Origin of the sequence: [Clostridium] saccharolyticum WM1 (assembly GCF_000144625.1) — a bacterium.
Classification (GTDB): Bacteria; Bacillota; Clostridia; order Lachnospirales; family Lachnospiraceae; genus Lacrimispora; species Lacrimispora saccharolytica.
Genome location: NC_014376.1, coordinates 2031574 through 2050147 on the forward strand (window position 1 = coordinate 2031574; position 18574 = coordinate 2050147).

Annotated in this window: 21 protein-coding genes and 1 tRNA gene; 18 read left to right on the forward strand and 4 right to left on the reverse strand. The window is 45.3% G+C overall.

Going from position 1 to position 18574, the window contains the following annotated elements:
- Positions 1-528: 528 nt before the first annotated feature.
- The 3 genes from CLOSA_RS22655 to CLOSA_RS09515 all read right to left on the reverse strand — a co-directional run bounded on the left by CLOSA_RS22655 (position 529) and on the right by CLOSA_RS09515 (position 1890).
- Positions 529-693, reverse strand: coding sequence for a hypothetical protein (locus CLOSA_RS22655; protein WP_157669011.1), 165 nt, complete (start codon positions 691-693; stop codon positions 529-531).
- A gap of 71 nt (positions 694-764) precedes the next feature.
- On the reverse strand, positions 765-1607 hold the full coding sequence (locus tag CLOSA_RS09510) for a hypothetical protein (protein ID WP_013272550.1): 843 nt from the start codon (positions 1605-1607) through the stop codon (positions 765-767).
- 200 nt (positions 1608-1807) lie between these two features.
- A tRNA-Leu gene (locus CLOSA_RS09515) sits at positions 1808-1890 on the reverse strand.
- A gap of 133 nt (positions 1891-2023) precedes the next feature.
- On the opposite strand from CLOSA_RS09515, the gene CLOSA_RS09520 reads away from it, so the two are divergent.
- From CLOSA_RS09520 to CLOSA_RS09565, 10 genes are all read left to right on the forward strand, one after another.
- On the forward strand, positions 2024-2371 hold the full coding sequence (locus CLOSA_RS09520) for an anti-sigma factor family protein (RefSeq protein ID WP_013272551.1): 348 nt from the start codon (positions 2024-2026) through the stop codon (positions 2369-2371).
- A gap of 63 nt (positions 2372-2434) precedes the next feature.
- Positions 2435-4987 carry a DNA polymerase I gene (gene polA / locus CLOSA_RS09525; protein WP_013272552.1) on the forward strand — a complete coding sequence of 851 codons (2553 nt, stop codon included), beginning with the start codon at positions 2435-2437 and terminating at the stop codon, positions 4985-4987.
- Positions 4988-5001: 14 nt separating this feature from the next.
- A complete protein-coding gene (gene coaE / locus CLOSA_RS09530) occupies positions 5002-5583 on the forward strand; it encodes a dephospho-CoA kinase (RefSeq protein WP_013272553.1) in 582 nt (193 codons plus the stop codon).
- A 155-nt stretch (positions 5584-5738) separates the two neighbouring features.
- A complete protein-coding gene (locus CLOSA_RS09535; RefSeq protein WP_013272554.1) occupies positions 5739-6536 on the forward strand; it encodes an MBL fold metallo-hydrolase in 798 nt (265 codons plus the stop codon).
- A gap of 95 nt (positions 6537-6631) precedes the next feature.
- Positions 6632-6904, forward strand: coding sequence for an ACT domain-containing protein (locus tag CLOSA_RS09540; RefSeq protein WP_013272555.1), 273 nt, complete (start codon positions 6632-6634; stop codon positions 6902-6904).
- Positions 6905-6943: 39 nt separating this feature from the next.
- Positions 6944-8308, forward strand: a complete 1365-nt coding sequence (locus tag CLOSA_RS09545) for a PFL family protein (protein WP_013272556.1) — start codon at positions 6944-6946, stop codon at positions 8306-8308.
- A gap of 26 nt (positions 8309-8334) precedes the next feature.
- On the forward strand, positions 8335-8976 hold the full coding sequence (locus CLOSA_RS09550; RefSeq protein WP_013272557.1) for a histidine phosphatase family protein: 642 nt from the start codon (positions 8335-8337) through the stop codon (positions 8974-8976).
- Positions 8977-9051: 75 nt separating this feature from the next.
- Entirely contained in the window at positions 9052-10245 is a 1194-nt protein-coding gene (locus tag CLOSA_RS09555; protein WP_013272558.1) for a class I SAM-dependent methyltransferase, read from the forward strand.
- 45 nt (positions 10246-10290) lie between these two features.
- The gene (locus CLOSA_RS09560; RefSeq protein ID WP_013272559.1) at positions 10291-10635 is read left to right on the forward strand and encodes a phenylpyruvate tautomerase MIF-related protein; all 345 of its coding nucleotides are present in this window, start codon (positions 10291-10293) and stop codon (positions 10633-10635) included.
- Between the two features lie 37 nt (positions 10636-10672).
- Positions 10673-11179 carry an NUDIX hydrolase gene (locus CLOSA_RS09565; protein WP_013272560.1) on the forward strand — a complete coding sequence of 169 codons (507 nt, stop codon included), beginning with the start codon at positions 10673-10675 and terminating at the stop codon, positions 11177-11179.
- Here CLOSA_RS09565 and CLOSA_RS09570 read toward each other — a convergent pair.
- Positions 11174-12436 carry a nucleotidyltransferase gene (locus CLOSA_RS09570; RefSeq protein ID WP_013272561.1) on the reverse strand — a complete coding sequence of 421 codons (1263 nt, stop codon included), beginning with the start codon at positions 12434-12436 and terminating at the stop codon, positions 11174-11176. The two genes, CLOSA_RS09565 and CLOSA_RS09570, sit on opposite strands and share 6 nt — an antisense overlap.
- A gap of 160 nt (positions 12437-12596) precedes the next feature.
- Here CLOSA_RS09570 and CLOSA_RS09575 point away from each other — a divergent pair, with 160 nt between their 5' ends.
- The 8 genes from CLOSA_RS09575 to rbsD all read left to right on the forward strand — a co-directional run bounded on the left by CLOSA_RS09575 (position 12597) and on the right by rbsD (position 18567).
- Positions 12597-13166 (forward strand): PduL/EutD family phosphate acyltransferase, encoded by a 570-nt coding sequence (locus CLOSA_RS09575; protein WP_013272562.1) that lies wholly within the window; start codon positions 12597-12599, stop codon positions 13164-13166.
- A gap of 21 nt (positions 13167-13187) precedes the next feature.
- On the forward strand, positions 13188-14381 hold the full coding sequence (locus tag CLOSA_RS09580; RefSeq protein WP_013272563.1) for an acetate/propionate family kinase: 1194 nt from the start codon (positions 13188-13190) through the stop codon (positions 14379-14381).
- A 154-nt stretch (positions 14382-14535) separates the two neighbouring features.
- Positions 14536-15063 (forward strand): YceD family protein, encoded by a 528-nt coding sequence (locus tag CLOSA_RS09585; RefSeq protein ID WP_013272564.1) that lies wholly within the window; start codon positions 14536-14538, stop codon positions 15061-15063.
- A gap of 2 nt (positions 15064-15065) precedes the next feature.
- Positions 15066-15245 (forward strand): 50S ribosomal protein L32, encoded by a 180-nt coding sequence (gene rpmF / locus CLOSA_RS09590; protein ID WP_013272565.1) that lies wholly within the window; start codon positions 15066-15068, stop codon positions 15243-15245.
- A gap of 230 nt (positions 15246-15475) precedes the next feature.
- On the forward strand, positions 15476-16489 hold the full coding sequence (locus CLOSA_RS09600) for a LacI family DNA-binding transcriptional regulator (RefSeq protein ID WP_013272566.1): 1014 nt from the start codon (positions 15476-15478) through the stop codon (positions 16487-16489).
- A gap of 89 nt (positions 16490-16578) precedes the next feature.
- The gene (deoC, locus tag CLOSA_RS09605; RefSeq protein WP_013272567.1) at positions 16579-17214 is read left to right on the forward strand and encodes a deoxyribose-phosphate aldolase; all 636 of its coding nucleotides are present in this window, start codon (positions 16579-16581) and stop codon (positions 17212-17214) included.
- 16 nt (positions 17215-17230) lie between these two features.
- Positions 17231-18175, forward strand: a complete 945-nt coding sequence (gene rbsK / locus CLOSA_RS09610; protein WP_013272568.1) for a ribokinase — start codon at positions 17231-17233, stop codon at positions 18173-18175.
- Entirely contained in the window at positions 18169-18567 is a 399-nt protein-coding gene (rbsD, locus tag CLOSA_RS09615; protein WP_013272569.1) for a D-ribose pyranase, read from the forward strand. Before rbsK ends, rbsD begins: the two co-directional genes overlap by 7 nt.
- Positions 18568-18574: the final 7 nt, after the last annotated feature.

Sequence of the window (18574 nt, forward strand, 5' to 3'; positions counted from 1 at the left end):
AGAAAGAAAACCTGAGAGTTTCATGTAATAGAGTCTACTAAAACGTTAAGTCCGTCAAGATATGGAAATCCAGCCCCATTATCAGAATCATTCCATTGCTTTGCTTTTTGCCAGGTTGATTCTGGATCATGGCATATACAGTTATTAATCGTAAAAGCTTAGGATTGTAATTCCTGGCGGATGCCAAAACGCCGGTGTTCTCAGAAGAAGTAGTATTGCAGGGCAGCCCGTAAAACCGGCCGGAAGGTTGCCAGGCTGTCTCTCAAAAAATAACCTGACGCAATTCCTTTCAGAGCAGGAACTGACTGAAAGAAGCCTTGGGCATATAAATAGGGCAGAGTATGACGAATAGCGGAGTAAACATGACAATTCCAGGTTTAAATGGCTCCTCCAGTCATTCTGACTGCAAAAATAATTCCACTCTGTGCTAAAAGTACGTTTCCTGGGATCACGGTTTCTTCCGGCTGGATCTTATGGTGATAACAGCCAGAAAACAAAGGAGAAACCAAGAAGAAGGGAACCTTAAATTTAGTGCAGCAGTGGAATATTAAGATACCGGCGCCTGCAGAAAATAATGCCGGCGGTGAATTGACCTGTCAATAAGGGGACCAGCCTGGCGGCGTCAAATATGGCGGACAGATACTGGATGCTGAGCAGATAATCCCGGGTTGTCAGTTTTGCGTTGTTACTCATTTTTCTACCCCATTTCTTTTTATTTTCCGTCCTATTTTATCAAAGAAAGGGGTAAATGGCAACTATTTTTCCTATTTTGTCTCAGGAGTATATTTTATAAGCGCAAAATCGCCCAAACTGTGCGGCACTGGAACGGAAACGATGATGGTGCCGTGATCCTCATAGCTAAAGGATTCCGGAAATACGGAAGTGTTGTCTGGTCCCTCAGCTTTCAGGGGAAAATCAGCATTTTGAAACATTTTCACATATGCTTCCTGGCTGGTTTCAGCAAGGTAAGGAAGTAGGGCTTCTGTAAGCTCAGGAGAAGTATCATTAAACTGGCAGTCAGAAGAACGAATGTATTCTGCCAATCCCCTGGGGTCCGCATAGTCTGTGAGACTGATATCTTTTGCCTGGGATATGTCGACGGTGTTGGTAAAAAACAGATGGACCGGATGAGCGGCTCCTTCCCCAGACAACAATCCGGTGTATGTGGCTGTGATCCGTTTCCTGTCTGCAGAAATTATTTTAGCTGTAATGGATAGGCTATCTGATTTCGGATTCACGGAGCATGCCTTCTGTATTTCCAGAGCATTGCTCTTTAACAGGGCATTGATCTTTTTCTCTTTCTCTCCATCCTCTAATCCGGTAATAGACGGATATTCAATGGAAACTTTTCCTTCCTCATAGGTGTGAATAACGGTAGAGATGCGGGCGGCGGAATCAGCTCTGCTGGTTTCGTTTTCCAATGCCAATGCTTTGCCGTCTGGACTTTCGGTATTGCCGGGGTTTTGGGCCCCGGTGGCAGAGGACATGGATTCCCCGTCGATTGCAGCTGTGGATACGTCGATTTTCATATAGTTTTTATGTCCGCAGCCGCTTAAGATCAGGACGCAGATAATGAAAAGGGCTGTGATGACGGAATTTCGTTTCATAGGAGTGCCTCCCTGTTTTTCGAGATTTTTTTACAGTATACCACAAATGCTGCGGTAGTGCGGCGTTTTTTTCTAAATTAAGAAAATTGTTGGAAATTGTTGGAAATAATCGCTGCGGGGGAGTGCTGTGGGCAGAGAAAAGGCCCTGGAAATCTGAAAAAATCAGCTTTCCAAGGCCTTGCCCTCTGCCAAGGGTGTAGTGCCGGCAGTGGGACTTGAACCCACACGATGTCGCCATCAACGGATTTTGAGTCCGCCTCGTCTGCCATTCCGACATGCCGGCTTTGCTTACAACGTTCATTATTTTATCATAGGATATTCCATTTGGCAAGTGTTTTTTTGAGATTATTAAATTGAAAATAAGCAAAATATATTGTATGATAGACAGAAGATAAGGTTAAGGAGGTATCTGGGCCATGACATGTAAAGAAGCGGAACGTCTGGTCATGCCTTACATCAAAGATGAATTGACAGACGAAGAGCTGGGGGAATTTCTGACGCATATGGAATCCTGTACGGAATGCAGGGAGGAACTGGAAATATACTTTACGGTTGATGTAGGAATCCGGCAGTTAGACTCCGAAACTGGGAATTATAATATAAAAGGAACGCTGGAGGCTGCCATAGAGCAGTCCAGACAAAGGCTGCAGTTGGTACGGTGTATAAAAATTGCCAGATATGCAGTGTCAACGGTAAGTATCATGGCGCTGGTTATAACAATCCTTCTGCAGTGCCGGATCTGGATACAGTGGGGGTTATTATAATAGTGGGAAATACCCGGCAGGTATCCCTTTATGCCATTAAAACAAGGGCAGGAAAGAGGAAATATGGACAGAAAAAGAATTATATTAATTGATGGGAGCAGCATGGCAGAGAATGCTTTTTATGGACTTCCTTCCAATGGAGTGAAAGGGATTCAAAGCATGGTCATGAAGCTGCTGGATGCAAAAGAAGCGGACTATTTTGCTGCGGCCTTTGATTCGGAAAGGGAAAACGGCCGGAAGGAATTTCTAAAAAGTGCAGGACTTTATGAAGAGCTTTTAAAGCAGGAAGAGCTGTTAAAGGAGACTTTCCATTCTATGGGGATCTCTGTTCTTGATAAGAAGGGTTATGCATCTTCTGATATACTGGCCTCATTGGCAAAAAGGTGTCAGGAAGAGGAAGGGGAAATCATCCTCCTGTCCGGAGACCGGAAGCTTTTGCAGGCTGTGGAAGAACATGTGACCCTTAAATTACCGGCTGTTGGAGAAGATGGTCTGGAATTTAAGTCTTATTCCATAGAGGGCATCAGGGAAGAATATGGCCTTGAGCCAGGGGACTTATTAGGAGTTTTTGGCTTGACCGAAGCAAAAGGAATCGGAGAAAAAACGGCCTGTGATTTGATAAAAAAATATCATACTATTGAAAATATTTATCAGCAGATGGAAAAAATAGAGTCTCACAGGATCAGGGAGACGCTTACAAGGAATAAGGAAAAGGTCAGGAAAAAGGAAGCGCTTTCCGCTCTTCGCAGGGACTGTGATATCCGTCTGGATTATACAAAAACCCTGGAACAGGCAGAGATCCAGAAGATTATGGACATGGATTTTGTCCCTGCTGTTTTCCCCGGAGAAGAAGAGGAAGCTTCCCTGGAATCGGGCTTTCATGTAGTTACGGACCTTTTGGAAGCGGAGGCCATATTTCTAAAATGCAAAGAAGGCTGTTGTCTGGGGATCCAGTTGGTGATAGAAGACAAGGCCCTGTCAGCCATGTCCCTTTGCCTCAGTGAAACGGAATCCTACTGTTTCATACCCCAGGGGACTCTTAAGCCGGAATATCTGGCAGAAAAAGGGTCGGAGATATGTAAAAGGGCAGGAAAGGCGGCAGTTCTTCAGTTAAAAAGTCAGCTTCCCCTTTTAAAAATCACGGAGGAAAGTCCTGTATTTGATGCCAGCATAGCCGGATATCTTTTGAATCCTTTAAAGGATTCCTATGAATATAATGATCTGGCAGCGGATTACCTGGACCTTTCTATACCCTCCAGAACCGAACTAATAGGAAAAAGCTCGATGAAACGTGCCATGGAGGAAAATAAGGAAAAGGCCGTTTCCTGTATCTGCTATATGTCTTATGTGGCATTCAGAAGCCGGGATTTACTTCAAGAGGCACTGGAAAAGGCGGGCATGGATAAGCTGTTTTATGAAATCGAAATGCCTTTGACCTACAGTCTGTATCGAATGGAAGATGCCGGAATCCGGGTGGAAAGAAAGCTGCTGAAGGAATACGGGGACCGTTTAAAAGTACGGATTGCGGAGCTGGAGCAGAAGATATATGAAGAAACAGGAGAAACCTTTAACATTAATTCCCCCAAACAGCTGGGAGAGGTGCTCTTTGACCATATGAAAATCCCGGGAGGGAAAAAGACAAAAACCGGTTATTCTACGGCTGCTGATGTATTGGAAAAGCTTGCCTCTGACTGGCCTGCGGTCAGACTGATTCTGGATTACAGGCAGCTGACCAAATTAAATTCCACTTATGCGGATGGGCTGGCAGCCTATATCGGGCCTGATGAACGGATTCACGGGACCTTTAACCAGACGATTACTGCCACCGGAAGGATCAGCAGCACAGAACCAAACCTTCAGAACATTCCGGTGCGTATGGAACTGGGAAGAGAGATCAGAAAGGTTTTTGTGCCCCAGGAGGGCTGTGTGTTCATAGATGCGGATTATTCCCAGATTGAGCTGAGGGTCCTGGCTCATATGTCAGGAGACCAGCGTCTGATCGGGGCTTATAAGCAGGCAGAGGACATCCATGCCATCACGGCCTCCCAGGTATTCCATGTCCCGCTTCATGAGGTGACGCCGCTTCAGAGGAGGAATGCAAAGGCTGTAAACTTCGGTATTGTATATGGAATCAGCTCCTTTGGACTGAGTGAGGGATTAAGCATTACCAGAAAAGAGGCCTCGGAATATATTGAAAAATACTTTGAGACCTATCCGGGAGTGAAGACATTCTTAGACGGCCTTGTGGCCGAAGCGAAGGAACTGGGCTATGCGGCCAGCATGTTCGGAAGACGCCGCCCTGTTCCAGAACTGAAATCTTCCAACTTTATGCAGCGTTCCTTTGGAGAGCGGGTCGCCATGAATTCTCCCATTCAGGGTACTGCGGCGGATATTATTAAGATAGCCATGATACGGGTAGATGGTGCCTTAAGAAAACAGGGATTAAGATCCCGGATCGTCCTTCAGGTTCATGATGAACTTCTCATTGAAGCATACAGGGAAGAGGCAGACCAGGTAAAGGAACTTCTGGCGGAAGAAATGAAGCATGCAGCAGATCTTGCAGTTTCTCTTGAAGTAGAGGCCAATGCAGGGGATTCCTGGTTTGATGCCAAATAAAGGAGTGAGGCAGAATGAGAGTGATTGGACTGACCGGAGGGGTTGGAGCTGGAAAAAGCATGGTTCTTTCTATTTTAAAGAAAGAGTACGGTGCGGAAGTGATCAAAGCGGATGAGGTGGCGCATCAGTTGATGGAACCGGGAAAGGAAGGTTATCTTGCGTTGACAAAAGCCCTGGGGAAGGGCTTCCTGAATCCGGACGGGACCATTGACCGCAAGGCTTTGGCTGCATGTATTTTTCAGGATGACAGAGTAAGGGAAACCGTAGATGACATCATCCACCCGATGGTATGGAAAACCATAAGGCATAAAATTTCTGCTTCCCAAGCAGGGCTTATTGTGGTAGAATTTGCAATTATGAATGAAAAAACGGATGAAGCCTGGGAGGAAATGTGGTATGTCCGCACCTCAAAGGAGAACCGGATCCGCCGTCTGGCAGAAAACCGGGGCTATACGAGAGAGCATTCAGAACGTATCATAGCCAGCCAGGCCTCTGAATCAGAATTTTTAAGCCGTTGCACACGGGTTATCGAAAATGATGGTTCTATGGAGGAAGTAAGGGGACAACTGGCTGAAATATTAAAAAACAGGGCATAGGAAGTCCGGGATTTTGGCAAATGCACCATGGAAGGATATATCCGGGAAGCCTCCTGCGGGCCTCCTTTTATGCTCAAATAGCGTCATCGGAAAAGAGGAAATACCCTTTGGGTATCCCTTTATATCCCAAAAGCGTGGATAAGAAAGAGGAAAGTATGAGATTGGTAAGTATTGCAAGCGGAAGCAGCGGAAACTGCATTTATGTAGGCTCCGATACCACCCATATTCTGGTGGATGCCGGGATCAGCAACAAAAGAATCCAACAGGGATTAAATGAAATCGGGTTAAAGGGAAGTGAGCTGACTGGTATCGTCATCACCCATGAACACTCTGACCACACAAAAGGTCTGGGTGTTCTGGCCAGGAAGTATGGAGTTCCGATTTACGGGACAAGGGAAACCCTGGATGAGATATCAAAGCAGAAATATCTTGGAGAATATCCCAGAGAACTTTTTCACGCTGTCAGTCCTGATGTGGATTTTTGTGTGGGAGATCTGGAAGTAAAGCCCTTTTCCATTGACCACGATGCATCAAACCCGGTGGCTTACAGGATTCAGCATGGGCACAAATCTGTTGCAGTAGCTACGGATATGGGACATTACGACCAGTATATCATTGAACATCTTCAGGGTCTGGATGCATTGCTTTTGGAGTCCAACCATGATGTAAATATGCTGCAGGCAGGGCCTTATCCTTATTATTTAAAACGCAGGATCCTGGGGGATCACGGACACCTTTCCAATGAGAATGCAGGGCGGCTTTTATGCTGTATTCTTCATGAAAATCTTAAGAAGATTCTGCTGGGCCACTTAAGCAAGGAGAACAATTATGAGGAGCTTGCTTATGAAACAGTAAGGCTTGAAATCACAGAGGGAGATAATCCATTTAAGGCATCGGATTTTTCCATATCAGTTGCAAAAAGGGATCAGATGTCGGAAATTATCACTATATAATGAGCGAAATAAGAAGGATCGCTTGCCCATTCGGCGAAGGCGGAATGCCGGTCATGTTTCGCAGAATCATAATCTAATTGAAGAGGAGAAGTATTATGAACAAAACGATTATTACAGTAGTTGGAAAAGACACGGTTGGGATCATAGCCAAGATCTGTACTTACCTGGCTGGCAACAAGGTGAACATATTGGACATTTCCCAGACCATTGTCCAGGGATTCTTTAATATGATGATGATTGTGGATATCAATGACGCACCTAAGCCTTTTGGGGAGCTGGCCGATGAACTGGAACGGATCGGTGATGAAATCGGCGTAAAGGTAAAGTGCCAGCGAGAGGAAATTTTCACCAGTATGCACCGGATCTGATGATGAAGTCAAGGCTTAAGAAAAGGATGGGTTCCCGATATGTTAAATATGTTTGAAGTAAATGAAACCAATAAAATGATTGAACAGGAACTGCTTGATGTACGTACCATTACCATGGGTATCAGCCTTCTTGACTGCAGCGATGGTGATTTAAATGCTGTAAATGAAAAGATTTACAACAAGATCACAACCGTTGCAAAGAATCTTGTGGCAGTGGGAAAGGAGATCGAAAAGGATTTTGGAATCCCCATTGTGAATAAAAGAATTTCCGTGACCCCCATTGCCTTAGTAGGCGGAGCAGCCTGCAAAAGTCCGGAGGATTTCGTAACCATCGCACAAACCCTTGACCGTGCGGCCAAAGAGGTAGGCGTGAATTTCATCGGCGGCTATTCCGCCCTGGTAAGCAAAGGAATGACCGCAGCGGATAAAAACCTGATCTGTTCCATACCAAAAGCCCTTGCATGCACGGAACGGGTGTGCAGCTCCGTCAATGTAGGCTCCACGAAGACTGGTATCAATATGGATTCCGTTGCCCTTATGGGAGAAATCGTAGTGGAAACGGCAAAAGCCACCGGGGACAGGGATTCTCTGGGATGTGCCAAGCTGGTGGTATTCTGCAATGCACCCGATGATAATCCCTTTATGGCAGGAGCATTCCATGGAGTGACGGAAGCAGAAACAATTATTAACGTAGGAGTCAGCGGTCCTGGGGTTGTTAAGACCGCCATTGAAGCGGCCAGAGGAAAGGATTTTGGTGTTCTTTGCGAGACCATTAAGAAAACAGCCTTTAAGATAACCCGTGTGGGACAGCTTGTGGCCCAGGAGGCATCCAAAAGACTGGACGTTCCATTTGGGATCATCGATTTATCCCTTGCACCTACTCCTGCCGTGGGTGACAGCGTGGCTGAAATCCTGGAAGAGATCGGCCTGGAGCGGGTTGGTGCGCCTGGTACTACGGCCGCCCTTGCCCTGTTAAATGACCAGGTGAAAAAGGGCGGCGTCATGGCATCCTCTTACGTAGGCGGTTTAAGCGGTGCCTTTATTCCGGTCAGCGAAGATCAGGGGATGATCGATGCAGTGGCAATGGGAGCACTGAACATTGAAAAACTGGAGGCAATGACCTGTGTTTGTTCTGTGGGACTTGATATGATCGCGATTCCAGGAGATACGCCGGCTACCACCATAGCAGGCATCATTGCAGACGAATCCGCCATCGGTATGGTAAACCAGAAGACCACTGCAGTCCGTATAATTCCGGTAATAGGAAAATCTGTGGGAGATACGGTGGAATTCGGCGGTCTTTTAGGATATGCTCCTGTTATGCCGGTGAGCAGATACTCCTGTGAGAAATTCATATCAAGAGGCGGACGGATTCCGGCGCCTATCCATAGCTTTAAGAATTAAGCACCGGCGTAGAAAGGATTCGGCAGATGAATATTTATTTGATTCGCCATGGACGGCAAAACAGTAAGCTCTGCAATATTGATGTAGCTTTGTCCAAAGAAGGCCTCCTCCAGTCGGCCCTGGTGGGAAAACGGCTGGCTTCCAAAGGCATTGAGGCAGTGTATTCCAGCCATTTGATCCGGGCAGTGGAGACTGCCGGGGAGGCGAACCGTTACTGGAACGCAGAACACATCATAAGACAGGAGCTTAAAGAGATTTCCTTTGGAGAAATGGAAGGTCTGGCGGATGAGGAGATTGGAGCAAGATTCTTGGATTTTAAGAAAGAACAGGAACGTATGGAAAAGGATCTGCCTTATCCTGGAGGCGAATGCGCCGGGGATGTCATTCGGCGGGCAATGCCGGTTTTTGAGGAAATTGCCGCAAGCGGATATAAACATGCAGCGGTTGTGACTCATGGAGGGGTGATCCGCACCGTGACCTCGGCATTGCTTCGTATGGACCCGAAGTATTACCGGATTCTTGGAAATTCCCTTGAAAACTGCAGCATCACGGAAGTGCACTGGGATGAAAAAACAAGGCGTTTTTTTGTGGAACGCTTTAACGATTATGCACATCTGGAACCTTATCCGGAGTTACTGCGGGCAAGCTGGGTGGAGGCAGAAAACTGAAAGCAGAAACACTCAAGGGCATACCCTTTTGCCCCAAATGCATAGGCAGGAAAATGGAAAGGAATTGTCTGATTCATGGAACAAATGGAAAGAGATAAACTCATACAGATCGGAAGGGAATTTCTTGATGAAAATCTGCTTCGGATCGTGATCAGCAATCCGGCGGATAAGCAGGGCGTTTCCAAAGTAAAGGTACGCCCGCTTTTGCTAAAGGGAAACCTGGTCTTTCAGGCAGAGGAGCTGGTAGGAACCCAGGCTTTTCATAGAAATTATACGGCTGAAGAATGTATCAGCTATATAGAAGATCTTCTGGATGGAAGACTGCGTCAGATGGAGCTTGAATCCGGGAAAGGTCAGGTAAGAGTCCTGGTGAGTAAAAAAGGGGTCTTAAGCATCAAGGTGAAACGGCAGCAAAAGATTGAGGTGCCTTCTCCGGTTCCCCGGCATAACCGGCAAAAGGCTTATCTATTAAAAGAAGGGGTGCCGGTTCCCTTTCTGGTGGATTTGGGGGTCATGACGGAAGAAGGAAAAATCATTGCTTCCCGGTATGACAAGTTTCGGCAAATCAACCGTTTTTTGGAATTTATTGAGGACATTCTTCCCAGGCTTCATAAGAACAGAGAGAATGTAATCATTGATTTTGGATGTGGAAAATCTTATCTGACCTTTGCTATGTATTACTATCTTCATGAGCTGAAGGGATATTCCATTCAAATTATTGGACTGGATCTAAAGCAGACGGTCATTAATGACTGCAACCGTTTGGGAGAGCGGTATGGATATGATAAGTTAAAATTTTATCATGGAGATATTGCTTCCTATGAAGGAGTGGATCATGTAGACATGGTGGTGACTCTTCATGCCTGTGATACCGCTACGGATTATGCCCTTGCAAAGGCAGTCCGCTGGGGGGCCTCAGTCATTTTGTCTGTTCCATGCTGCCAGCATGAGCTGAATAAAACCATGCGCCAGGAGCTTATGGCACCAGTATTTCAATATGGACTCATCCGGGAACGGATGGCAGCCCTTTATACCGATGCACTTAGGGCGGAAATACTGGAAAACCAGGGATACCGCACCCAGATTCTGGAATTTATCGATATGGAGCATACGCCAAAGAACATTCTCATCCGGGCAGTAAAACAGGGCGGAAAAAAGGACAACCAAAAAGAGATAGAGGAAATCCTTCAATTTCTTCATGGCAGACTGACCCTTTCCGGCTTATTGCTGGAAGCGGATATAAAACCGAAAGCAGATGGTAATTTATGATGATATGTGGTATGATATATAAAATCACTTAAGGAGGAGTTGTCAATGCCTTTTATTAATTCGAAAGTAAATGTCTCATTATCAGAAGAAGAAAAAACAACCTTGAAGACCAGACTCGGACAGGCAGTCAGCCTGATTCCCGGCAAATCGGAAAGCTGGCTCATGGTTGGATTTGAAGATAACTGTTCTCTTTACTTTAAAGGAAAAAATAATACAAAGATGGCTTTTGTGGAAGTGAAAATTTTCGGTCATGCATCAGCACGTGATTATGACCGGCTGACTGCTGAGATTTGCAAAATCTACAAAGATGTGCTTTCCATTGCCCAGGATAAAATTTATGTGAAATATGAGGAAGTGGATCACTGGGGATGGAATGGCGGAAACTTTTAACTGCACCAGCTGATTCTTAGTTCGGGAGGAATGGCTTATGGAGCTTTGGGATGTTTACGATGAAAACAGAGTGGCCACCGGAAAAACCCATGTCCGGGGAGTTCCGCTGAACCAGGGGGAATATCATCTCGTTGCGGATGTATGGCTGGTGAACGAGGATCAGGAAATTTTACTGACCAGGAGGCATCCGGATAAGCCCTATGGCCTTATGTGGGAGTGTACCGGGGGTTCTGTTCTTATGGGTGAAACAAGTGTGGAAGGGGCACTTCGGGAGCTATCGGAAGAGGCCGGAGTCCGGGCGGAAAAAGAGCAGCTCCTTCTGATCCATACCATCCGTCTGAAGGAGCGTTTTGTAGATACTTATATCACAAGGCAAAATGTCATTATAAAGGATATAATCATTCAAAAAGAAGAAGTGGTGGATGCCAAATTTGTCACCTTTGAACAGCTCCTTGAGATGTGGAAACAGGGGATCGTAGTACCCAAATCACGGTTTCTTCTATATAAAGACAGGATCCGGGAATTTGTTCAGCCGCTGTCATAAGATGACGACGGAATGGGTGAACTCATTTTTCATTTGTATATGGTATTTATTCTGAACAATGGTCTGGTAGATGTGGGAACAGTAAAAATCCCGCTGAAGCATGGACCAGGCCGTACCGGATAGGATGAGCCTGGCATCTGCGGTTTTTGTAATGAGAGGGATGTTCCCTCTCTTTTTTATTTCTCCCATAAGGTTAGCAGAAGTCTTTTTAAAGCCTAATACCCTGGCATATGGAGCGTAACCGGCATTTCTCCCTAAAGCGGTCTCATGGGAAGTGATGCCCAAAGCGATATGGAGAAGAGCACGGCTGATTCGGGTATAAGTATACTGCCTTGTCTTTAACCGGTTGATTCTTTCTTCAAAAGGAAGGAAATCCGTAAGCTGTTTGAAAAGCCTTGCACCCAGTTCCTCTGAAACATCGGCATACTTATGAAAGGGTATTCCTTCATGGTCCAGTTTTAAAAGAGATGTATTTAGCAGAGCACTGAAATCTTCGGGAAACACAGGGTAGCCCTGAGCCATCATCTGCCTGACCGCAGCCGGTACCTGTATCAGGGCAGATTCTGCATCCTTTAAGATATCCGGGTTATCATAAAGGGCTTTTCTGATACCGGTGGCAGAACTGAAATGTTCTGTAACCAGGCTGGTATCGTGATAACCGCAGCCTTTCCTGGAAAGGGTGACAGGAACAATGGGACTCTTTTGCCGGTAAAGGGCCTTACAATATTCAATTCCTAGGATGTTGTTTGGTGATACCAAAACAGAAGACTCCTCATTTTTTAGAATTCCGCAGGAGATCAGAGCCTGGTTTCTGGCTTCCGGAAAGGTGGCCCCCTTTTTCAGCTCCTTGCGCAGTTCCTTCGTATAAACAGTGGGTTCTGTGGCTAAAATAGAAGCAATACCGGAAAGTTTTTCCACATCTCCGCATTCGCTTCCAAAGCAGAGGCTGCCGGCCACCCCCAGATTGTTGAGAAGGGCGACCCCGCAGGCAGCAAAATCCTCTGCGCTGCTGGAGGCAAAGACGGAGGGGATCTCTATTACAAGGTCGGCTCCGCAGGACAGGGCCATGGCTGTTCTGGTGTATTTATCATAGATGGCAGGAGCGCCTCTTTGGACAAAATCTCCGCTCATGACCACGATGCAGTAGTCTGCCTGCGTCATTTCCTTAGCCTTCCTGATATGGTAGGCATGTCCATTGTGGAAGGGGTTATATTCGGCGATAATGCCAACGGCAAGAGAATTTTTGTTCATTACCATTAAAACTTCCTTTTTCTTTTTTTTATACTCTATTATGCTATTGTTTCGTAAAAAATGCAAATTATTTTGGCGCAAGACTTGAAAAATTTAACGAATACACATAGAATAGAGTGAGAATCAATGAAAAACATTGATTACAAGAACAGGAGAATAGATAGGTATGAACTTTATCGTTGAAACATCAGCTCGTCATGTACATTTATCTCAGGAACATCTTGAGATTTTATTTGGAAAGGGCTATGAGTTAACAAAGAAAAAATATTTATCCCAGCCGGGTCAGTATGCTTGCGAAGAGAGAGTTACTGTTGTAGGTTCTAAAAGTGAGTTTAAAGGAATTTCCATTTTAGGACCGGTTAGAAAAGCGACTCAGGTAGAGCTATCTATGACGGATGCCCGTTCCATCGGGATTGCAGCGCCTTTAAGAGAATCCGGTGACGTTGCCGGCAGCGGTGCATGCAAAATCATAGGACCTGCTGGTGAAATTGAAATAACGGAAGGCGTAATCATTGCCAAGCGTCATATCCATGCAACACCGGCAGAAGCAGAAACGCTTGGCGTTACGGATGGAGAAACCGTTTCTGTAAAAGTTGGCACGGCTGGAAGAAGCCTTATTTTCGGAGATGTTGTTGTGCGTGTGAATAAAAATTATGCTTTGGCTATGCACATTGATACAGATGAATCCAACGCAGCAGGCTGCGGCAGAGAACAGTACGGCGAAATTATAAAATAAATAAAGGAGAATCAAAGGAATATGAAAATTTTAGTTATTAACTGCGGAAGCTCTTCCTTAAAGTATCAGCTGATTGATATGGAAAACGAAGGCGTTCTGGCAAAAGGTTTATGCGAGAGAATCGGCATTAACGGTTCCAAGCTGTCTCATAAGGCAGAAGGAAAAGAGGAATTGGAAGTAGAAAAAGAAATGCCGAACCACACCGTTGCGATTAAGCTGGTTATGGATGCATTGGTTGATCCCCAATACGGTGTCATCAAGGATACCAGTGAGATTTCTGCAGTAGGACACCGGGTTCTCCATGCCGGTACGATTTACAGCGATTCCATTGTAGTAAATGAAGATGTGAAAAAGGTTATCCGTGACTGCTTTGATTTGGGACCTTTGCACAACCCGGCAAACCTTGTGGGAATCGAAGCATGTGAAGAAGCAGTACCAGGCGTTCCCAATGTAGCGGTATTCGATACTTCTTTCGGTATGGGTATGCCTGAAAAAGCATCCATGTATGCAATTCCTCATGAATATTTTGAAAAATATAGCATTCGCCGTTACGGCTTCCATGGGACAAGCCATAAATTTGTATCCAATGAAGCTTTAAGCTACTGCGGTCTGGATCCTGAAAACGGTAAGGTCATCGTATGCCACTTAGGAAATGGTGCCAGCATTTCTGCCTCTGTGGGCGGCAAGTGTGTGGACACAAGCATGGGTCTTACTCCTTTAGAAGGCCTTATTATGGGAACCAGAAGCGGTGATATCGATCCTGCTGTTGTTCAGTTTATCTGCAATAAGGAAGGCAAGAGCGTCAATGAGGTATTGGATATTTTAAATAAGAAGTCCGGTATTCTTGGAATGTCCGGCGGAATTTCCAGTGATTTCCGGGATGTACAGAAGGCTCAGGGAGAAGGAAACCATTTGGCTGACGTAGCCATCCAGGCATTTATTTACCGCGTAGCAAAATATATCGGTGCTTATACGGCAGCAATGAACGGCGTGGATGCCATTGTATTTACTGCAGGTGTTGGCGAAAACGACAAGCCTATCAGAGGCGCTGTTTGTGAATACTTAGGCTATCTTGGTATTTCCATTGATGCGGAAGTTAATAAGGCAAGAGGAAAACGTGTTATGATCTCCACACCGGATTCCAAGGTAAAGGTATGCGTCATTCCTACCAATGAAGAACTGGCCATTGCAAGAGAGACAATGGCTTTGGTATAATCCGGGAGAAAACGGTACATGATGTTGTGTATGGGTTACAGTTCAGCCATACCATTATTCCCATGGCTGAACTGTTACTTCAAATATGGAAATATTTGTTGACAAATGTTGCACCCATATGTATAATAACATAGGTGCGTATTAGGAGACTAGTATGCTTATTAATTTAACTGAGTTGTTCACCCTGGAAGGGAAAGAGAAAACTTATACACCCGATCTTGATATGAAGATCTATCACGGGCCTTATGGTGATTATGAAGTAGTGGATGCAGAACCTGTTCTGCTGCGGATTATGAATCTGGGAGACAAAAAGCTGGAAGTGGAAGGAAAAGCGAAATTAGCTTTGCTCATTCCATGCGACCGCTGCTTGGAGCCGGTGCGCGTTGATCTGGATTTTGATATCATCCGTGCCCTTGATTTAAGTGAGACGGATACGGGAATTGTAGAAGATTTCGAAGAACAGCCATTTGTTAATGGTTATAATCTGGATGTAGACCAGTTGGTTTGTGATGAACTCATACTGAACCTGCCTATGAAAGTTCTCTGCAGTGAAGACTGCAAGGGGATTTGTAATAGATGTGGAACAAATCTCAATCATGAGACTTGTGACTGCGATATTAGGTCTACGGACCCTAGAATGGCAGTCATCCAGGATATTTTTAAAAAGTTTAAGGAGGTGTAACCATGTCTATCTGTCCAAAGAACAAATCTTCGAAAGGAAGAAGAGACAAACGTAGAGCAAACTGGAAGATGAGCGCTCCAAACTTAGTGAAGTGCAGCAAGTGCGGTGCACTTATGATGCCTCACAGAGTATGCAAGGCTTGCGGTTCTTACAACAAGAAAGAAATCATTTCTGTTGAGTAATATTAAAAAAGCTGAATAAGCTGGCAAAATCAAGGCTTTCCGGATTTTCGGAAAGCCTTGATTTTTTGTGGAGGAAAAGGAGAAATATTCTGCCTATGTATTTGGCACTATTTTCTGCTTTTATAAAAGTATCGTTCAACCCGTTGTAAAAAAAATATAAAAAAAGCTTTACTTTCATTGAATCATATGTTAATATGCATATGTAACCGGTTACATAAAGGAGATTTAACATGAACATACGGGATATTGCCAAAAAGGTGGGTGTTTCTTCTGCGACTGTGTCCAGAGTGATAAACCAGTCTGGGTACGTAAAAGACGAAACAAAGCAGAAGGTATTAGCAGCGATTGAAGAAGCAGAATTCGTACCGAATGCCATAGCAAGAAGTTTAAGCATCCGTGACTCTTCCAGTATCGGAGTTATTGTTCCGGATATAGCCAACGAATTTTTTTCCAGCGTAATAAGCGGAATGGGAGAGATAGCAGCCAATAACCAGTATAACATTGTTTTATTTGATACAGGTGAAATGCAGGAAAGAGAACATCAGTATCTTCAGATGGCAGAAGGCCAAAGACTTTCCGGTTTGATTATTACCCCGGTTTCTGAACTTGATATGATGACCCGGGATAAACTGATTCAATTTGAAAATAAAGGAATTCCGGTGGTCCTGGTAGACCGTAATATTAGAAATTCCAGTCTGGATGGAGTTTTTGTAGAAAATGCTGCTGCTGCCTATAAAGGAGTGGAAGCCCTGATCCATGCCGGTCACCGGAAAATTGCGATCATTACCGGACCCAGCACCTCTATGCCTGGCAAGGACCGGTTAAATGGATACAAAGCAGCTTTAAAGGATTACAGGATGGAGCTTAAGGAAGAGTATATTGTATCCGGTGATTTCAAGATCATAAAGGCATATGAACGGACAAAAGAATTGCTGGAGCTTGCGGATCCGCCGACTGCAATTTTTGCCTCCAATAACCAGACCAGTCTGGGAGTTCTTAAGTATCTCACAGAGCATAAATTAAAAATGGGCAGAGATATCTCTATGGTAGGCTTTGACCAGATTGAGTCTCTGAAAATAATAGATTACAGGCTTTCTACCATCGAACGTGATGCAAAGAAGCAGGGATATGAAGCAATGGCAATGCTCATTGACAAGCTATCCCATAAGGAGAGTAAAAGCTCCGGCAGAAAAATCTTTGTTCCGTATCAGGTAGTGCTTCGCGGGTCAGAGTTGATAAAATAGGCTGCGGTTAGCAGTTTATTTTTACCCCGGGTATGTAACCGGTTACATACCCGGGGGAGATAGATAATGATAGAAAAGAGGAGAAGAAAATGAATATTGCAAAAATGGTGGATCACACAATGCTTAAGGCGGATGCCACATCAGAAACGATCAAAAGATATTGTTTAGAGGCAAAAAAATATGGATTTGCCTCCGTATGTGTGAATACATGTTATGTTCCTCTCGCCGCACAGGAATTAAGGGGCAGTGAGACAGGTGTTTGCTGCGTGGTTGGTTTTCCGCTGGGTGCGATGCTGACTTCTGCAAAAGCCTATGAAGCTTCTGAAGCAGTAAAAGCTGGGGCCGATGAAGTGGATATGGTAATGAATATCGGAGCCATGAAGGAAAAGAATTATGATCTGGTACGTAACGATATAAAGGCGGTTGTAGAGGCCTCCCAGGGTAAGGTTGTTAAAGTTATTTTAGAGAACTGCCTTTTAACGAAGGAGGAAATCAAAATAGCCTGCGAGATTTCAGTAGAAGCTGGTGCTGATTTTGTTAAAACATCCACAGGTTTTAGTACAGGCGGTGCAGTGACCGAGGATGTGGCACTTATGAAGCAGACGGTAGGAAACCGGGCAAAGGTAAAGGCAAGCGGGGGAATCCGCACGCCGGAAGAGGCACAGGCTATGATTGAAGCCGGAGCGGACCGGATCGGGGCAGGCAATGGAATCGCCTTGTTATAGGGAAAGGAGAAGGGTTATGGGGAAAAAAGTAACAGTCTTTGGAAGCTTTGTAGTGGATCTTATGGGAAGATGCCCCCATCTTCCGGTTCCGGGAGAAACCGTGAAAGGAAGTATTTTTAAAATGGGTCCTGGAGGCAAAGGATTTAACCAGGGGGTGGCTGCCCATAAGGCGGGCGCTGATGTAACCATGGTAACCAAGCTTGGCGAGGATGCATTTGCAGACGTGGCATTAAGCACCATGAAGAAGCTGGGGATGGATACGGAACGGATATTCCGCACCGGGCAGACAGAGACAGGATGTGCTCTGATCATGGTGGATGAAACCACCAGTCAGAATGAAATCCTGGTTATTCTGGGTGCTTGTGACACAATTACAGACGAAGAAGTGGAATCCATTGCAGATCTGCTGGACCAGTCGGATTTTCTGCTGACCCAGCTGGAAACCAATATTTCTTCCGTGGAAAAAATTATTGATATTGCATTTGGGAAAGGTGTAAAGATCATTTTAAATACGGCTCCTGTTCAGCCGGTCAGTGACAGCATACTAAGTAAGGTGGATCTGATCACGCCAAATGAGGTGGAAGCGGAGATATTAACGGGAATACCGGTAGATGGGGAAGAGAATGCTGGTAAAGCCGCCGACTTCTTTTTTGAAAAAGGGGTAAAAAATGTACTGATTACCATGGGGGGTAAAGGGGTTTACTTAGCAACTCCTGAGAAGAGGGGCATCCTGCCTGCTTACCGGGTCAACGCAGTTGATACCACCGGAGCCGGTGATGCGTTTAATGGCGGACTGGTGGCAGCTCTGGCAGAAGGCAAGGACTTATGGGAGGCGGTAGCCTTTGCCAATGCATTAGCCGCTATATCGGTTCAGAGAATCGGAACCACACCGGCCATGCCTGACCGGGAAGAAATTGATTTATTTATTCATGAGCAGGAAAAGGAGGAAGGGTCATGTTAAAAACAGGAATTTTGCACCCTCAGTTAGCAAGGGTCATGGCAGAGCTCAGACATATGGATCTGCTGGTAATCGGAGATGCCGGACTTCCGATTCCCAAGGGAGTGGAACGGGTGGACTTAGGCTGGAAGCCGGGAAGCCCTTCTTATTTGGAGGTACTGGAAGAAATAGAAAAGTATATGGTAACGGAAAAGGCCATATTTGCAGAGGAGGCACTTACTGTAAGTCCAGGACTACATGAGAAGGCACTGGGGCTGTTGCCTGAGGGCATTCCGGTGGAGTATGTGCCCCATACGGATTTAAAAAAGATTACTGAGGGGGCCAAGGCGATCATCCTGACAGGTGAATTTACAGGATATACCAATGTGGTGCTGGTCTCAGGCTGCGCATATTGACCGGAAG

Excerpts from the sequence above, each read along its gene's own strand:
- CLOSA_RS22655 (WP_157669011.1), bottom strand. The coding sequence starts at position 693 with ATGAGTAACAACGCAAAACTGACAACCCGGGATTATCTGCTCAGCATC.
- CLOSA_RS09510 (WP_013272550.1), bottom strand. The coding sequence starts at position 1,607 with ATGAAACGAAATTCCGTCATCACAGCCCTTTTCATTATCTGCGTCCTG.
- CLOSA_RS09520 (WP_013272551.1), top strand. The coding sequence starts at position 2,024 with ATGACATGTAAAGAAGCGGAACGTCTGGTCATGCCTTACATCAAAGAT.
- polA (WP_013272552.1), top strand. The coding sequence starts at position 2,435 with ATGGACAGAAAAAGAATTATATTAATTGATGGGAGCAGCATGGCAGAG.
- coaE (WP_013272553.1), top strand. The coding sequence starts at position 5,002 with ATGAGAGTGATTGGACTGACCGGAGGGGTTGGAGCTGGAAAAAGCATG.
- CLOSA_RS09535 (WP_013272554.1), top strand. The coding sequence starts at position 5,739 with ATGAGATTGGTAAGTATTGCAAGCGGAAGCAGCGGAAACTGCATTTAT.
- CLOSA_RS09540 (WP_013272555.1), top strand. The coding sequence starts at position 6,632 with ATGAACAAAACGATTATTACAGTAGTTGGAAAAGACACGGTTGGGATC.
- CLOSA_RS09545 (WP_013272556.1), top strand. The coding sequence starts at position 6,944 with ATGTTAAATATGTTTGAAGTAAATGAAACCAATAAAATGATTGAACAG.
- CLOSA_RS09550 (WP_013272557.1), top strand. The coding sequence starts at position 8,335 with ATGAATATTTATTTGATTCGCCATGGACGGCAAAACAGTAAGCTCTGC.
- CLOSA_RS09555 (WP_013272558.1), top strand. The coding sequence starts at position 9,052 with ATGGAACAAATGGAAAGAGATAAACTCATACAGATCGGAAGGGAATTT.
- CLOSA_RS09560 (WP_013272559.1), top strand. The coding sequence starts at position 10,291 with ATGCCTTTTATTAATTCGAAAGTAAATGTCTCATTATCAGAAGAAGAA.
- CLOSA_RS09565 (WP_013272560.1), top strand. The coding sequence starts at position 10,673 with ATGGAGCTTTGGGATGTTTACGATGAAAACAGAGTGGCCACCGGAAAA.
- CLOSA_RS09570 (WP_013272561.1), bottom strand. The coding sequence starts at position 12,436 with ATGGTAATGAACAAAAATTCTCTTGCCGTTGGCATTATCGCCGAATAT.
- CLOSA_RS09575 (WP_013272562.1), top strand. The coding sequence starts at position 12,597 with ATGAACTTTATCGTTGAAACATCAGCTCGTCATGTACATTTATCTCAG.
- CLOSA_RS09580 (WP_013272563.1), top strand. The coding sequence starts at position 13,188 with ATGAAAATTTTAGTTATTAACTGCGGAAGCTCTTCCTTAAAGTATCAG.
- CLOSA_RS09585 (WP_013272564.1), top strand. The coding sequence starts at position 14,536 with ATGCTTATTAATTTAACTGAGTTGTTCACCCTGGAAGGGAAAGAGAAA.
- rpmF (WP_013272565.1), top strand. The coding sequence starts at position 15,066 with ATGTCTATCTGTCCAAAGAACAAATCTTCGAAAGGAAGAAGAGACAAA.
- CLOSA_RS09600 (WP_013272566.1), top strand. The coding sequence starts at position 15,476 with ATGAACATACGGGATATTGCCAAAAAGGTGGGTGTTTCTTCTGCGACT.
- deoC (WP_013272567.1), top strand. The coding sequence starts at position 16,579 with ATGAATATTGCAAAAATGGTGGATCACACAATGCTTAAGGCGGATGCC.
- rbsK (WP_013272568.1), top strand. The coding sequence starts at position 17,231 with ATGGGGAAAAAAGTAACAGTCTTTGGAAGCTTTGTAGTGGATCTTATG.
- rbsD (WP_013272569.1), top strand. The coding sequence starts at position 18,169 with ATGTTAAAAACAGGAATTTTGCACCCTCAGTTAGCAAGGGTCATGGCA.